Raw genomic sequence first — 14,438 nt, forward strand, 5'->3', positions numbered from 1 at the left:
CCGATATAGTAACGACAGTGACAAATAAAGTAAATGAATTATTGCCAGTAATTTATGTGATGACTCTATGGTATAGGGGTGATGAATACGTATGTCTATCACCCCGTAGCCACTATTCGGCTGCCTGACGATGATAGCCCCACCACCAGACCAAAAGGTTGGCGACGGAAATCGCCGCGCCGGCCGCACAGACTCCGAGCCAGCCGGCATGCTGCCAGGCCCAGGCCGATAGCAGCGACCCTGCCGCACCACCGATAAAGTAGCTGGTCATGTAGCCTGCGGTGAGTCGGTTACGGGCGTCAGGCTGCACGCGATAAATCACCGTCTGATTGGTGATATGCACCCCCTGAACCATCAGATCCAGCACCAGAATACCGATAATCAGCGCAATGGCGGAGGTCTGGCCGTAGCCAATCGCCACCCAGGAAAGCAGCAACAACACCAGGCCCCATGTGGTTGTCAGGTGTGCTTTGCCTTTATCCGCCAGCCCACCGACGGGACGAGCGCCCAGCGCGCCCGCCGCGCCCGCCAGACCAAACAGGCCGATCGTGCCTTCCGAATAGTTGAACGGTGCGCCCGAGAGCAGAAACGCCATCGAGGTCCACAGAATGCTGAAATTGGCAAAAGTCAGGCAGCCGAGCAGCGCGCGGGTGCGCAGTAGCTTATCGTGCGCAAAGAGGCTAAAGATGGAGCCGAGCAGCTGCGGGTAGTTAAGGTGCGTCTCCTGCTTGAGCTTCGGCAGACCACGCCACAGGGCGAAGGCCAGTACCACCATCAGCGCGCTGGCGACCCAGTAAACGGTACGCCAGCCGCCGAGGCTTGCCAGCAGCCCGGCGACGGTTCGCGCCAGCAGGATACCCAGCAGCAATCCGCTCATCACGGTTCCGACCACTTTGCCACGCTTTTCCGGTGAGGCGAGGGTGGCCGCCATAGGGACCAGAAGCTGCGCGACGACGGAGAAGAGTCCCGTAAGGGCGGTACCGAGGATCATCATGACCAGCGAACTGCTGCTGGCGGTGATCAGCATGCCTCCCGCGGCGAGCAGCGTCATGGTGACAATCAGCGCGCGACGTTCAAACATATCGCCCAGCGGTACGAGGAACAGCAGCCCGGCGGCGTAGCCCAACTGCGCGGCGGTAACGATAAAACCGGCCTGTCCGGCGCTTAGTGAGAAGTGACGGGCGATGGTTTCCAGCAGCGGTTGTGCATAGTAGTTACTGGCAACGGCAAGGCCGGTGGCGACGGACATTAAGGCGATTAACGCTGGGCTAAGCCCGTGAGCAGGTTTCGTCATGGTATTGAGAATGTGAGGAAGAATGAGGACGATAATAACGAAAGGCTGGGAGGTGCGGGAATATGTCGCGTAGCGGAATGTGCTTTTTGATGGCGGTCGTTGTCTCGTATAGGCCGGATAAGACAAAGCCGCCATCCGGTGACCGGTGGCGGCTTTGTTTGATGGCGCCAGGTTTATCAGTCCTTATTCTGCGCTGCCAACGCTTCTTTCACCCAGCCGTCAAATACCTGCTGGTGGGCTTTAATCCAGCCATCCACCTGGCCCTGAACGTCGGCTTCCGATGCTTTACCGGCATGCATCATGGAGTTCTGCGCGTTAATGTCAGACAGCGGCAGTTTCATAATGGCGAACAGCTTCGCGGCAGCCGGGTTTTTCTCGGCCCAGGCTTTGTTGGCGACAATATGGATAGTGCTTACCGGGAAGCCGTAGTTAGCGCCGTTAGGCAGCTTGGTGTCGGCATCTTTCGGAACGCCCGGCAGGGAAGAGAACGGCACCTGCAGCCACACCACGTCTTTACCTGGTTTCAGTACATCGCTCACCCAGTACGGCGTCCAGGTGTAGTAGAAGATCGGTTTACCTTCTTTAAAACGGGTAATGGTGTCGGCCATCATCGCCGCGTAGTTACCCTGATTATGATCGACGGTTTTGTTCAGGTCGTAAGCTTCCAACTGGTGGTTGATGGCCGTTTCACAGCCCCAGCCTGGCGTACAGCCGGTCAGGTCGGCTTTACCGTTACCGTTGGTGTCGAACAGTTTGGCGATCTTCGGATCTTTCAACTGCGCAATGTTGGTGATGTGGTATTGATCGGCGGTTTTCTTATCGATCAAATAACCCTGTGCCGCGCCGCCAACCAGCGTCCCTTCACGATAGAACTTCTTATCACCGCCCGCCGCGGCGTACATGTCGTTATGCAGCGGGATCCAGTTGACGGCGGTGAACGTCGCATCGCCGGCGGCGATCGAGGTGTAGCCGACGTTGTAATCGACTTCGTTCGGTTTACTGACGGTGTAGCCCAGTTTTTCCAGCGCGCGGCTCACCAGCAGCGTCTGGAAGGTCTCTTCTGACAGGGTGCTCTGCACCGGCTGAACGGTAATGCCTTTCCCTGGAAGGTCGGCAGCAAACGCGCTGGTGGAGACCAGCGTGGTAAAAGCAGTGGCTAAGACAAATGAGTGTCGCATCGTTGTTCCTTTAATAGTGATAGTCGTGGAGCGTTGGCCCGCCAGCGCGGGCCAACACGATGGTTACTTAGTGAAAGGGCGAAGCAGCAGACCCAACGGGCCGGTGCTGTACCAGCGGCGGTTGCCGCGGCTGCGGGAGTCCCGGCCTACGGCCTGCGTCAGGCGGTCGAGGATAATGGCGAGGATAACGATCCCCACGCCGCCAACCGTCGCCAGGCCCATATCGAGACGGCCAATACCGCGCAGCACCATCTGGCCCAGACCGCCGACGGCGATCATCGAGGCGATAACCACCATCGACAGGGCCAGCATCAGCGTCTGGTTCACGCCTGCCATAATGGTCGGCATGGCCAGCGGCAGCTGTACCTTGAACAGCATCTGACGCGGGCTGGCACCGAAGGAGCGCGAAGCTTCAATCAGGTCCGCGGGTACCTGGTTAATCCCCAGAATGGTCAGACGCACAATCGGCGGCAGGGCGAAGATAATGGTTACCACCACGCCCGGCACGTTACCGATACCGAACAGCATGACGATCGGCACCAGGTAGACAAACGCCGGGGTTGTCTGCATCGCATCGAGCAGCGGGCGAATAATTTTTGCCGCCCGCGGGCTACGCGCCAGCCATATCCCTAGCGGCAGGCCTATCACCACGCAGAACAGCAGGGCGGTGAGCACCAGCGCCAGAGTGATCATCGCCTGCGACCAGGCACCGATAGCGCCGATGGCGATCAGCGAAATAAAGGTCGCGATGCCCATCCCAACGCTGGAAATCTGCCAGGCAATCAGGGCGAACAGCACGATCGCCACCGGCGCAGGCATCCCCAGCAGCAGCTGCTGGAAGGCGCTCAGGATGTAATCGACGGGCACGCGAATCCCCTGGAACAGCGGACGGAAGTGCGTAACCACCCAGTCGATACCGTGCGTCACCCAGCTATCGAGCGGGATCAGCGTTTTATGGAACGGGTCCATAATGTCGAAGTGTTCGGGCTGCGGCGCGGGCGCGCTGTGCAGCCAGTCGGCGTTGCCGCCGGACGGTGCCGAAGCCGGTGAACCCCAGGCATCGGCGGAGTTAGCCGCGCTATCGGCGGCCGGTGTGGTATCCCACGGATTAGATTGATCAGCCATTGTTGTTTGCCCCCTCGCGATCTAATGCCTGTAGCAGCATTCTTTTTGAAATAACGCCGACGTACTGCTGCTCTTCCCCAACAACCGGTACGGCGCAGGGGGCATGACCCACATGAGAGAGCAATTCGCTGAGTGGCGTTTGCGCATCGACGGCCAGTGGCTCATCAAGAAGCGCCGCGTCAATTCCCTGATTGGCTTTTAGCGCCTCTTTCAGTGAATCGATGGAGACAATACCGACAAACTTATTCCCGCGTTCGATGACGTAGCCGTATTCACGGTCATCATCCTGCAGTAATTTCAGGGCGGAGCGCGGGCCAAAGCCCGGTGTTTTACGGATCAGACCATCCGGATTACGGCGCGCAATATCCTTGGCGCTAAATACCTGGCTAATATCTACGCCGCGGAAGAAGGTGCGGACATAGTCATTTGCCGGATTATTCAGAATTTCATCCGGGGTACCGATCTGTACCACTTCGCCATTTTGCATAATGGCAATGCGATCGCCAATTCGCATGGCCTCATCAAGGTCGTGGGAAATAAATACCACGGTCCGCTGATGTTTGGCCTGTAATTTGACTAACTCATCCTGCATCTCGGTACGAATTAACGGATCGAGCGCTGAGAAGGCTTCATCCATTAACAGGATATCGGGGTTAATGGCCAGCGCGCGGGCTAAACCAACGCGTTGACGCATCCCGCCGGAGAGTTCGTCAGGATAGGCGTGAGCATAGTTTTCGAGGCCCACCTGGCGCAGGGCGTCCAGCGCTTTCTCCTGGCGCTCTTTCACCGGTACACCGGCCAGATCCATGCCAAACGCGGTGTTATCCAGTACGCTCATGTGCGGCATGAGGGCGAATGACTGGAAGACCATTGCAATTTTTTTACGGCGGACATCGCGAAGCTCGGCGTCGGATATTTTGGCAATATCCACGCCGTCAATCAGCACCTGCCCACGAGTCGGTTCGATCAGACGATTGAGAAGGCGTACCATGGTGGATTTGCCGGAGCCGGATAACCCCATGATGACAAATATCTCGCCTTCTTCAATGGCCAGACTGGCATCTTTGACGCCAAGCGATAACCCTGTTTTCTCCAGAATTTGCTCTTTGCTGAAACCTTTGTCGATATATTTAAATGCTCGCTGTGGATGCTCGCCGAATATTTTATAAAGATTCTTAATTTCTAATTTAACTGCCATGCAATATGAAATTTCCTGTTTTTAGTTTATGTCGATATGCTACCTGATGAAAATAATGACCTGTATATACCCTAGCATACTGAGACGATGTGACAACCCTCAATCTGTTTTCATCCGAAATAGCCGGCAGGGTGATATCGCTCTCATTTCCCATGATATAAGGGCTGAGCGCAAATGAGCGGTAGTTGATTTTTTTTATAATTTTGGTCAGGAATTTGGGTTGAGATCTAAAAAATGTACTGAATATTTTCTGAAAATTAGAAGGGGAATGGCGGAGATTATTTGTATGATGATGACGTTTTTTTAGGAAATATCCGGGTGGAAAATAAGGACGTGTTTTGCTGAATTAACGTGAGATATTTGAAGTAAAATAATGCCCGTGTACGGCGATGATTCACGGGCACTCCGGGACTACATCCGCATGCCAACGGCCAGCCGGTTAAAGGCGTTCATCAGGCTGATGGCAAAGGTCATATCGCTGATTTGCTCTGCGCTGAAATAGGTTAACAACGGTTGATATACGCTGTCTTCGGCATGGGTTCTGGCGATGTCCGTCAGGTCTTCGGCCCATGCCAGCGCAGCCTGCTCCGCATCATTGAAGTGATTACTCACTCTCCATCCCGCCAGCGCATCCAGTTTGCTCTGTTCAACGCCCGCTTTGCGCAGCGCTTTGCTGTGCATTTCCAGGCAGAACGCGCAGCCGTTGATTTGCGATACGCGTAAATACAGCAGTTCCAGCAGCGTGCGCTCCAGCGAGCTTTTTTCCAGCGCGATACTGGCCTGTACCAGCCCGGCATAGACGTTGGGGCTGAGTTCACTATAGGGTTGGCGTAATGCAGTCATTGTCTTTCTCCTCGTTCAAGATGTGACAAAAATAGCACTATAATGGTCTTAGAAAGATGGCCATATTAAGAGTAAAAAATAAGACCATGAAGCAGAAGAGCGAACCGCGTTACCGGCAAATAGCTCGCCAGCTGAAGACGGCGATTGAACAAGGGGAGCTCGCGGCAGGCAGGCGTCTGCCATCAAGCCGTCTCTATGCTCAGGAACTTGGCGTTTCACGCGTGACGGTGGAGAACGCCTATGGCGAACTGGTGGCACAAGGCTGGCTTGAGCGACGTGGGCAGGCCGGTACGTATGTAAGCGATCACTTAACACTGGAGACTGCGCCAGCTGAGCCGCTTGGCTTTGGTGGCGAACAGTTTCAGCCACAACCGTTTCAACTGGGGCTACCCGCGCTCGACCTCTTTCCACGCGGAATATGGTCCCGTGTGATGGGGCGTCGGCTGCGAACGCAAACGCGTTTTGATTTAGCGCTTGGCGATGTATGTGGCGAAAGGGCGTTACGCCAGGCGATTGTTGAATACCTGCGATTGTCGCGAAGTATTGAATGTGAAGCCGAGCAGGTATTTATCACCTCGGGCTATGCGGCCGCTATGAGCCTGACTCTACAGGCTCTGTCGGGGCGTGGTGAAGGGATGTGGGTCGAAGACCCCGGCTTTCCGCTGATTCGTCCCACCATCGAGCAAGAAGGCGTGACGCTGCATCCGGTGCCTGTCGATGCCGAAGGGATGGACGTTGACTGGGCGCTCAAACATGCTGCCGATACGCGTTTTGCGCTACTGACTCCCGCGCATCAAAGCCCGACGGGCGTCGCGCTGTCACTGCCGCGGCGGCGACAGCTGCTGGATTGGGCAGCGCATCATCAGGCGTGGGTGATTGAAGATGATTATGACAGCGAGTTCCGCTATCACGGCAAACCGCTGCCGCCGCTGAAAAGCCTGGATGCACCGCAGCGGGTCATTTATATCGGCACATTCAGCAAAGCGCTATTTCCGGCGTTGCGTACCGCCTGGCTGGTGGCGCCGATGCCGCTGGTGGCGGCGTTCCGCCGGCAGGCTCAACGGGTGGCTTGCCCGGTGCCACTGCTTTGGCAGCAAACGCTGGCAGATTTCCTGCGTGAAGGTCACTTCTGGCGGCATTTGAAGAAAATGCGCCTTCACTATGCCCAGCGTCGTCGCTGGCTTGAAGCGGCGCTTGTGGCGCACGGTTTTCAGGTGGTGGAACAGCTGGGGGGCATCCAACTGGTGGTGTCGGTTGACGGGGATGACCGGATGATGGCGCGTCGGGCGCGAGAGGCGGGCCTGGCGGTGCAGGCGGTTAACGACTGGCGCATGGCTCATTGTGGAGGTGCCGGGCTGATTATGAGTTTTACCAATATTGCTTCACAGGCGATGGCAAATGAACAGGTTGCGGCGCTAAGGCGAGCAATAAAATAAAAACCCCGGAGCATCAAAGATACTCCGGGGTAGACGCGTTTTTATTATCAACATCGTTATGGTTATATTATCGGCGCGATCCCAATAATACGCCAATAAAAATACCCACTGCCGCGGCAGCGCTCACACTTTGCCACGGTTTATCGCGAACATAGCTATCCGCGGTATCGGCAACATCGCAGGCGCTCTGCTGTAAACGGCTGCGGCCATGAATACGAGCGCGGGTTTCACTCAGCAACGCTTTGGCTTTGCGGCGCGCAGTTTCCACTTCATCTTTATTCTCGCTGGCCCAGCTCTTGAGAATATCCTCCAGGCTATCGGCTAATTGGCTGACATCGTTATGAATATCCTGTGCTTCATCTTCTGCTTCATTACGGTTAAATAATTTGGGCATAACGTCCTCCACGAAATTTGCTGGAGCGTTAAGTGTAGGTCATCCGCTATAAATTGCCGTGATTTAACGTGTTTATGGATTTATCTGAAAGCGAGGCGAATACTGATTCATGTAAGGTGGCGATGCAGTAAAAGATGACGAGGAAAAAATATGTATCTACGACCTGATGAGGTGGCGCGCGTTCTTGAAAAAGCGGGCTTTACCATGGATGCGGTAACCGCCAAAGCCTACGGCTATCGCCGGGGTGAAAATTATGTTTACGTCAACCGCGAAGCGCGGATGGGGCGCACCGCCCTGATCATTCACCCGGCGCTCAAAGACCGTAGCTTTAAATTTGCCGAACCGGCATCTGATATTAAAGCGTGCGATCACTACGAACAGTTTCCGTTGTACCTTGGCGGCGATGTTGAACAGCATTACGGTATTCCGCACGGCTTTAGTTCACGAATGGCTTTAGAACGTTTCTTAGATGGGCTTTTTGGCGAGAATATCTAAATAAGAGACTGGCATGGCCAGTCTCTTATTACCCTGCTATCAGGCTTTTGCTTGCGTGTATTGCTCGACGCGGAACAAGCGACGGCAGAAATCGAGGAAGTAGCCGTAAGCGGCGCCCATCACCAGCGATATGACCGCGTTTGAGCTGACCGCTGCGGCAATCTGATGCCAATCGGCGCCCACGCTCAGCAGAATCAAGACGTATACCGGCGACTGGAAAGTCACGTACGCTAGCGGATCCGCCACTCTTTTCATCCAGCCAGCCGGGCTGATTCGCGCGGCCTGGCGCATGATGAAGTCACGGTAGATACCGTACGGCCATGCAATAATAATGTTGGCCGGAATCGCGACCAGTCGAGACGAAAGTGACTGCTCGAAGGTCATTCCCGAGAGAAATATTTCAATCATCATGTTCACGACGGAACAGTAGACCACCATGGCGAAAGTGTCTGCTGCCGCATGACGCAGGCGTGACTGCGCAGAGAACATCGGTATGCTCCTCGAAAATGAACGTTAAAACTGAGAGAAAACGTGTTTGTTGGCGTTTTGGGTTGGTTTGTTCAACGTGTATAGATTATCCATCTACAATAAAACAAACAACTAGTGAAATATTTTTATTTAATGCGTTTTTATCAATAAAATACTCTGTTTTTGGTTGTTTTTTAACCTGTGCGCTATTTTTGTTTTTAACTCCGTTTTTTGTCTTAAAAATCATTACATTATGCTTTGTTATCGAATGGTTAATAGTGTCGGGAGCGTAGGGGTTTATTGCTGCTAGCGCGCTAATGCTAAAATTATTGTGATTTTCGTCACTAACGGTGTTTTTATCTGACTAAAAGGCTATTTTTTGGCATTAAACGCTGGTGGGGTGTATTGGAGGATATGCGTGATTTGTGGGTAAGCATTCAGTTTCGTGAGGAGAGGCGGTGAGCTAGGCTCACCGCGGGGGAGGTCTTAGCAAACGCCAAAGTCGCCTTCTTCACGATACGGGGCAACGTCATCGTTTTTCAGCGTGTATTGCTTACCGTGTTCATCGCTGGCCTGGACGGCCACAATGCTGTCTTCATGGGCTTCAATAACCTTTAATTTTGGACCGCCCATTTTAGGCTGGACCAGATCGCCAGGTGCAAACATCAACGTGCTCCTTTGTTGTCTCTTATCTTCATCAACTTTGCCGTAGCGGCGATAGATTTTACCGCCTGTTCCACGGCATCACGGCTAGCAGCCGCGCCATACCACAAAAGCCGGTTACCCCAGCCAGGGTTAAGCCTGCGCCCACGAATGCGCTTAGCAAGAAGAAGGCGCTGGAAACGCTATAACCCAGTAGGACGCCCAGTAAAATTAGCATGCCTGCGGCGATCTGTACCTGGCGCATAAGGGGTAGCGGCTGTGATTTATCTTTGACCGTCTGCAGGCCAGCCTGCCGCCAGGCGTCGATCCCTCCGTCAACTATTTTGACCTCTGCAGGTGCTGCGGCGGCAACCAGTCGCGCCTCGTTGTTACGCGTACGATTGCCGGACTGGCAGTGAAAAATCACGATGTTGCCAGCTGACGCCTGAAGCCTCTGCCCTTTTTCGATGGATGAGAGCGGAAACGATCGGGCCACCGGAATGTGTTCACGCGCATATTCGTCGGTATCACGAATGTCGATAAGGATGGCACCTTGCTCAAGGAGCGTAAGCGCCGCTTGTGGAGAGAGGTATTCAACGGTCATGTTCAGGTCTTCCTCAAGGGCAAAAGAGCGTTTTTAGGGTGGCAACAATCTGCCTCACCGCGTCGTTTTTAATAAAATAGTGGAGGCGTTGTGCGGCGCGCTGGCTGTCAATCAGCCCCTCTTCGCGCATGCGCGCAAGATGTTGAGAAGTGGCTGAGGGGCTTAAGCCCGTCACTTTCGCGAGATCGCCGGCGCTAGTGCCTGGCGCATCGCACAGCATACAAAGGATCAGCAGCCGGTGGGGGTTGCTCATCGCTTTTAGTAGCGTGGCGGCTTCGCTGGCGCGAGCCTGCAGAAAATCGATTTCATTCATAGTTTATTTTAGGTTTATCTTAATTAAGAAGACTCTAAACTAAAGAGGGAGGGATGACAAGCCGTGTTGTGTTGGTAATGTACTTATTGCTTAGTGTGGTTATTATCAGTATTTGAAAAGTCCGGGTGGTGACAATATTAAGATTATTCCTACTTTCGTGCGTGCTCAGCACTTTTTGTTACGCAGGCAATTTGATGGCATGCCTTGTGACGTTAATTTCGTTAAGTTTTAAGAAAGAGTGTTAATGACTTTTGTTTATGCATTGAGTATCTACACTTTGAACATCATTAGTAGATAACATTTAGTGATTATTATTTATTTTTGAGAGTAAATAGATGGTTCTTTTACGATATTTTTACGTAATTGTTTGTTGCATTGATTTTCAATGCAGATATGATCGATGTCGCATTTCTAATGCACATAAGATATTGACGATTAGCCTTAATTTATAAATAAAAACACTCTCCGTCTTTAATAAGGCATGGAGGGCGATTACTTGTTTAATACCCTGTGGATGGAATCGAAGATTAATAATCATGGAGGGCTTTACGGCGATGCGCGGATAAATCGTTTTTACCCGGCAACCGTCAGCATCAATGCATATCAATCAGAGATGAAGAATGAAAACATAAATTCGTATTATGGCAAGTGTCATCGGCTTAGTGGTATCGGGGGCGGTAGCGGCTGCGGGTTCTACGCAAGGTAAGGGCGGGCAGGTCGAATTCACCGGGTCCATTACGGATGTTTCTTGTAACGTGACCAGCGGCAGTGCAAACCCGCAGGTCGATCTTGGCACGTGGGCACAATCCTACTTTACCGGCTCTGGCGTCGAGACGACCAAAAAATCCTTCCAAATTAGCGTCCAGGATTGCCCAAGTTCGGTAACCCAGGTTGCCGTGCTGTTTGATGGCAACAAAGACAAGATCGACACGACATTACTGGCAATTGCCCCTGGTGGTGCAACGGGGGTCGGTATCAAACTGTATGAAGCGAACCAAAGTAAACCAGTCACTCTGGGTAAGGTAAGTGATAAATACCCGGTCACCGCTGGGGCATCAGGTGCCAACACCGGTACCGCCGATTTGACCTTCTATGCCGACTACAAGGCCACCGGTACAGCCGTTACCACCGGGGCGGCAAACGGTACTGCTACCTTTAATATGATTTACAACTAATTAAAGCTCTGAGCAGAAGGCGGCTTCTGCTCAATTTCTCTTTTATTCTTTAAATCTGGTTTTTCCCAATGAATCGTTTTATCGCGAGTCTGGCTATTTCTTTATTTATCATTTCATCTGGTGCTCATGCGGGGATCGTTATGGGGGGCATCCGCGTTATTTATGAAGAAGGTAAACGTGAGGCGTCTATTTCTGTTACGAATGCCGATGCCGCAATGCCTTATTTAGTTCAGTCATGGGTGGAAAATTATCTGACCACGGATAAGGGGCAGCCGCCGTTTATTGTGACGCCGCCGCTATCTCGTCTGGAACCTGAACAGAAAAATATGCTGCGAATTAATTATACTGGAGCACAATTACCCACCGATCGTGAATCGGTATTCTGGTTGAATGTGAAAAGTATTGCTCCAACGCAAAAAGATGATGTGAATAAGCTGCAGGTCAATATTAAATCGAAGTTTAAGATCTTCTATCGGCCGAAAAATTTAGCGGGCGAGGCGGAAAGCGCCTGGCAAGCGCTGACATTCAGTACGACGGGAAACCGGTTGGTTGCCCATAACCCCACCGCGTATTTTGTTTCCTTCTTTTCACTGTCTGTTGGTGGGCAGGAACTGGAATCGCCAGGCATGATTGCCCCCTTCAGCGATCAATCGTGGCCAGTCACGCGTTCAGGCGTCGTGAAGTGGCGAGCGATTAACGACTTTGGCGGCATTACAGACTCCGCGCAACAGTAATCTTGCTGACAACTCCCATCGTGAAAAAGAGAACTTCCGACAATGCGTTTGATGAGGCTGGCATTGGCCGTCATCCGCTTATGGCCTGGATTCCCGCGGCGTTGCTGCTGCTGTGCTACCACAATGCTACGCGGGCCGAGGACGATTTTGACCCTTCGGCATTAGAGCTTTCCGACCCGCAACAGAAAATGGCCGATCTGCACTATTTCGCAAAACCCGGCGGCCAGCAACCGGGGCGTTATCCGGTGGACGTGTGGGTTAATAACCAGCAAATGGGCCATGAAACCATTGAATTTGTCGATGTTAATGGCCGGCTGCAGCCACTTTTAACGCCGGCCCAACTGGCCGAGTATGGCGTAAACGTTAGCGCGTTTTCGGCATTTGACTCGCTGCATGAAGGGGAAACCTTCAGCCTGATCGGCAAGTTCATTCCCGACGCTTCCAGCACGTTTGATTTCACCGAGCAGCGACTCAAACTGAGCATTCCGCAGGCGGCGATGAATCTGCAAAGCCATGGTGATGTCGACCCTTTCCGCTGGGATGATGGCATTCCTGCTGCATTTGTCGACTACAACCTGACCGGTGCGCAGACGCAGCAAAGCGGCGGTGACTTTCGCTCCAGCTATTTAAACTTGCGTAGCGGAATTAACCTGGGCGGCTGGCGGTTGCGCAATATTGCCGCGATGCAGTACGACAAAACGCGCCGCTGGCGTTCGCAAAGCACCTATCTACAGCATGACGTGCGCGCTTTACAGAGTCAGCTGCGCATGGGCGACACCTATACCAGCGGCGATATTTTCGATAGCGTGCAGTTTCGCGGCATTCAGCTGATGTCCAATGAAGAGATGCTGCCGGATAGCCAGCGCGGCTTTGCGCCGACGATTCGCGGCATGGCCCACAGTAACGCCAAAGTGACCGTCTCTCAGCATGGCTATGTCATTTATGAAACCTTTGTCGCGCCGGGCGCATTTGTCATTAACGATCTGTATCCGACTTCGCAGAGCGGCGATCTGGATGTGACGGTGAAAGAGAGCGACGGCTCAGAGCGGAAATTTACCCAACCGTTTTCAGCGGTGCCGTTTATGCTGCGCCAGGGACGCATAAAATATAGCGTCAGCGCGGGGCGTTTTTACTCCACGCAACCCCAGACCCGCCGTCCGCAGTTCATGCAGTCGACCCTATTCTACGGCCTGCACGCAGGTGTGACGCTTTATGGCGGCGGGCAAATTGCGGAGGATTACCAGTCCTGGTCGGTCGGCGCGGGGCGGGGATTTGGCGTGCTGGGCTCGCTGGGCGTTGATTACACCAGCGCGGTGACCCGTACGCCTTCCAGACAGCGTTATAACGGCCATTCGGCGCGCTTACAGTATCAAAAAGACTTCGTGACTACCGGCACGACGCTGAGTCTTGCAAGCTATCGCTACTCTTCCAACGGTTACTACGATTTTAGCGAAGCCAACGCCCTTGAGGGACGTTATGGCGAAACGGACAACAAGCGTAATCGTGAGGAGATCTCGCTGTCGCAAACGCTGGGGGGCGCAGGTAGCTTGTCCGCTTCTGCCTGGACGCAAACCTATTGGCATTCCACGCGACACGATCAGACCGTTCATGTGGGTTTCTATAGCGCCTGGCGAAGCGTCTCCTGGGGAGTGGGGTATTACTATACGCAATCGTCGCAAAGCAATAAAAATGACCGCTCGTTCTCTTTTAACGTCAATATCCCATTAGGCAAGATGCTGCCGGATGCTTCCGTTAGCTACAGTACCACCTCCGATAAAAACGGCTATACCTCGCAGCAGGCCTCGCTGTACGGCTCTGCGTTGGAGAAAAATAACCTCTACTACACCGTGCAACAGGGCTACGGCAGTCATGGTCAGGGTAGCAACAGCGGCGTGTCGCTGGACTATCGTGGCGGCTATGGCGAAGCACAGCTTGGCTATCAGCGTGATAGAACCACCCGTCAGATTAACTGGGGCGCGTCCGGAGCCATTGTGGCGCATCCTCACGGTGTGGCTCTGGGCCAGTATACCGGTGACAGTTTTGCCATCGTCCGGGCTCCCGGGGCTGATAACGTGGCGATTCAAAATGGCACCGATCTCCATACCGACTGGCGTGGCTATGCCATCGTGCCGACGCTCACGGCGTATCGTAAGAATGATATCAGCCTGGATACCGAATCAATGGCGGATGACACCGAGGTTGAACTGGAAGGGCAGACGGTGATCCCCGGAGGCGGTGCGATTGTCGAGGCTGATTATGAGACACATATCGGGCACCGCGTATTGTTCACGCTTCGCGGCAAAAATGGCCCGCTGCCGTTTGGCGCGAGCGCAACGCTTTCTGGCGTAGAGGGCGCTGACTCGGGAATTGTGGCAGAGCAGGGGCTGGTTTACCTCAGCGGCGTTCCGGATGATGGCACCCTGATTGTGCGCTGGGACGTAAACCATATTGCGCAAAGCTGTGCGGTTCATTTCCATCTTTCCAATCATCCACAGCGTAATCCGGTCAACACGGTGAACGCGGTCTGTTTATAAAAGGG

At 53.4% G+C, this 14,438-nt stretch carries 15 protein-coding genes; 5 read left to right on the top strand and 10 right to left on the bottom strand.

Features of this window, described 5'->3' with window-relative positions:
• Positions 1-112 precede the first annotated feature (112 nt).
• The 5 genes from M989_RS05775 to M989_RS05795 all read right to left on the bottom strand — a co-directional run bounded on the left by M989_RS05775 (position 113) and on the right by M989_RS05795 (position 5,638).
• On the bottom strand, positions 113-1,294 hold the full coding sequence (locus M989_RS05775; protein WP_064543233.1) for an MFS transporter: 1,182 nt from the start codon (positions 1,292-1,294) through the stop codon (positions 113-115).
• A gap of 176 nt (positions 1,295-1,470) precedes the next feature.
• The gene (gene proX, locus M989_RS05780; RefSeq protein WP_064543235.1) at positions 1,471-2,472 is read right to left on the bottom strand and encodes a glycine betaine/L-proline ABC transporter substrate-binding protein ProX; all 1,002 of its coding nucleotides are present in this window, start codon (positions 2,470-2,472) and stop codon (positions 1,471-1,473) included.
• A 63-nt stretch (positions 2,473-2,535) separates the two neighbouring features.
• Entirely contained in the window at positions 2,536-3,597 is a 1,062-nt protein-coding gene (gene proW, locus M989_RS05785) for a glycine betaine/L-proline ABC transporter permease ProW (protein WP_064543237.1), read from the bottom strand.
• Positions 3,590-4,795 carry a glycine betaine/L-proline ABC transporter ATP-binding protein ProV gene (gene proV / locus M989_RS05790; protein ID WP_064543239.1) on the bottom strand — a complete coding sequence of 402 codons (1,206 nt, stop codon included), beginning with the start codon at positions 4,793-4,795 and terminating at the stop codon, positions 3,590-3,592. The genes proW and proV overlap by 8 nt, the downstream gene beginning before the upstream one ends.
• Positions 4,796-5,206: 411 nt before the next feature.
• On the bottom strand, positions 5,207-5,638 hold the full coding sequence (locus M989_RS05795) for a carboxymuconolactone decarboxylase family protein (protein WP_064543241.1): 432 nt from the start codon (positions 5,636-5,638) through the stop codon (positions 5,207-5,209).
• Positions 5,639-5,724: 86 nt separating this feature from the next.
• On the opposite strand from M989_RS05795, the gene pdxR reads away from it, so the two are divergent.
• Positions 5,725-7,074 (top strand): MocR-like pyridoxine biosynthesis transcription factor PdxR, encoded by a 1,350-nt coding sequence (gene pdxR, locus M989_RS05800; protein WP_064543243.1) that lies wholly within the window; start codon positions 5,725-5,727, stop codon positions 7,072-7,074.
• A gap of 67 nt (positions 7,075-7,141) precedes the next feature.
• On the opposite strand, the gene M989_RS05805 is transcribed toward pdxR, so the two are convergent.
• Positions 7,142-7,468, bottom strand: a complete 327-nt coding sequence (locus M989_RS05805) for a DUF883 family protein (RefSeq protein ID WP_064543245.1) — start codon at positions 7,466-7,468, stop codon at positions 7,142-7,144.
• A gap of 150 nt (positions 7,469-7,618) precedes the next feature.
• Here M989_RS05805 and M989_RS05810 point away from each other — a divergent pair, with 150 nt between their 5' ends.
• Entirely contained in the window at positions 7,619-7,963 is a 345-nt protein-coding gene (locus tag M989_RS05810) for a DUF2002 family protein (protein WP_064543247.1), read from the top strand.
• Between the two features lie 39 nt (positions 7,964-8,002).
• On the opposite strand, the gene M989_RS05815 is transcribed toward M989_RS05810, so the two are convergent.
• The 4 genes from M989_RS05815 to M989_RS05830 form a co-directional block, all read right to left on the bottom strand.
• On the bottom strand, positions 8,003-8,452 hold the full coding sequence (locus M989_RS05815; RefSeq protein ID WP_064543249.1) for an L-alanine exporter AlaE: 450 nt from the start codon (positions 8,450-8,452) through the stop codon (positions 8,003-8,005).
• Between the two features lie 465 nt (positions 8,453-8,917).
• Positions 8,918-9,097: a hypothetical protein gene (locus M989_RS05820; protein ID WP_064543251.1), complete on the bottom strand. Its 180-nt coding sequence runs from the start codon at positions 9,095-9,097 to the stop codon at positions 8,918-8,920.
• Positions 9,098-9,155: 58 nt separating this feature from the next.
• The gene (locus M989_RS05825) at positions 9,156-9,677 is read right to left on the bottom strand and encodes a rhodanese family protein (protein ID WP_064543253.1); all 522 of its coding nucleotides are present in this window, start codon (positions 9,675-9,677) and stop codon (positions 9,156-9,158) included.
• A gap of 13 nt (positions 9,678-9,690) precedes the next feature.
• Complete coding sequence (locus M989_RS05830; protein WP_064543255.1) at positions 9,691-9,990, bottom strand: ArsR/SmtB family transcription factor; 300 nt, start codon at positions 9,988-9,990, stop codon at positions 9,691-9,693.
• 641 nt (positions 9,991-10,631) lie between these two features.
• Between M989_RS05830 and M989_RS05835 the strand changes: the two genes are divergently transcribed.
• The 3 genes from M989_RS05835 (at position 10,632) to M989_RS05845 (ending at position 14,433) form a co-directional block, all read left to right on the top strand.
• On the top strand, positions 10,632-11,165 hold the full coding sequence (locus tag M989_RS05835; RefSeq protein ID WP_064543257.1) for a fimbrial protein: 534 nt from the start codon (positions 10,632-10,634) through the stop codon (positions 11,163-11,165).
• A 68-nt stretch (positions 11,166-11,233) separates the two neighbouring features.
• Positions 11,234-11,899: a fimbrial biogenesis chaperone gene (locus tag M989_RS05840; protein WP_064543259.1), complete on the top strand. Its 666-nt coding sequence runs from the start codon at positions 11,234-11,236 to the stop codon at positions 11,897-11,899.
• Between the two features lie 80 nt (positions 11,900-11,979).
• The gene (locus M989_RS05845; protein WP_064543261.1) at positions 11,980-14,433 is read left to right on the top strand and encodes a fimbria/pilus outer membrane usher protein; all 2,454 of its coding nucleotides are present in this window, start codon (positions 11,980-11,982) and stop codon (positions 14,431-14,433) included.
• Positions 14,434-14,438: the final 5 nt, after the last annotated feature.

Origin of the sequence: Kluyvera georgiana ATCC 51603 (genome assembly GCF_001654985.1) — a bacterium.
Classification (GTDB): domain Bacteria; phylum Pseudomonadota; class Gammaproteobacteria; order Enterobacterales; family Enterobacteriaceae; genus Kluyvera; species Kluyvera georgiana.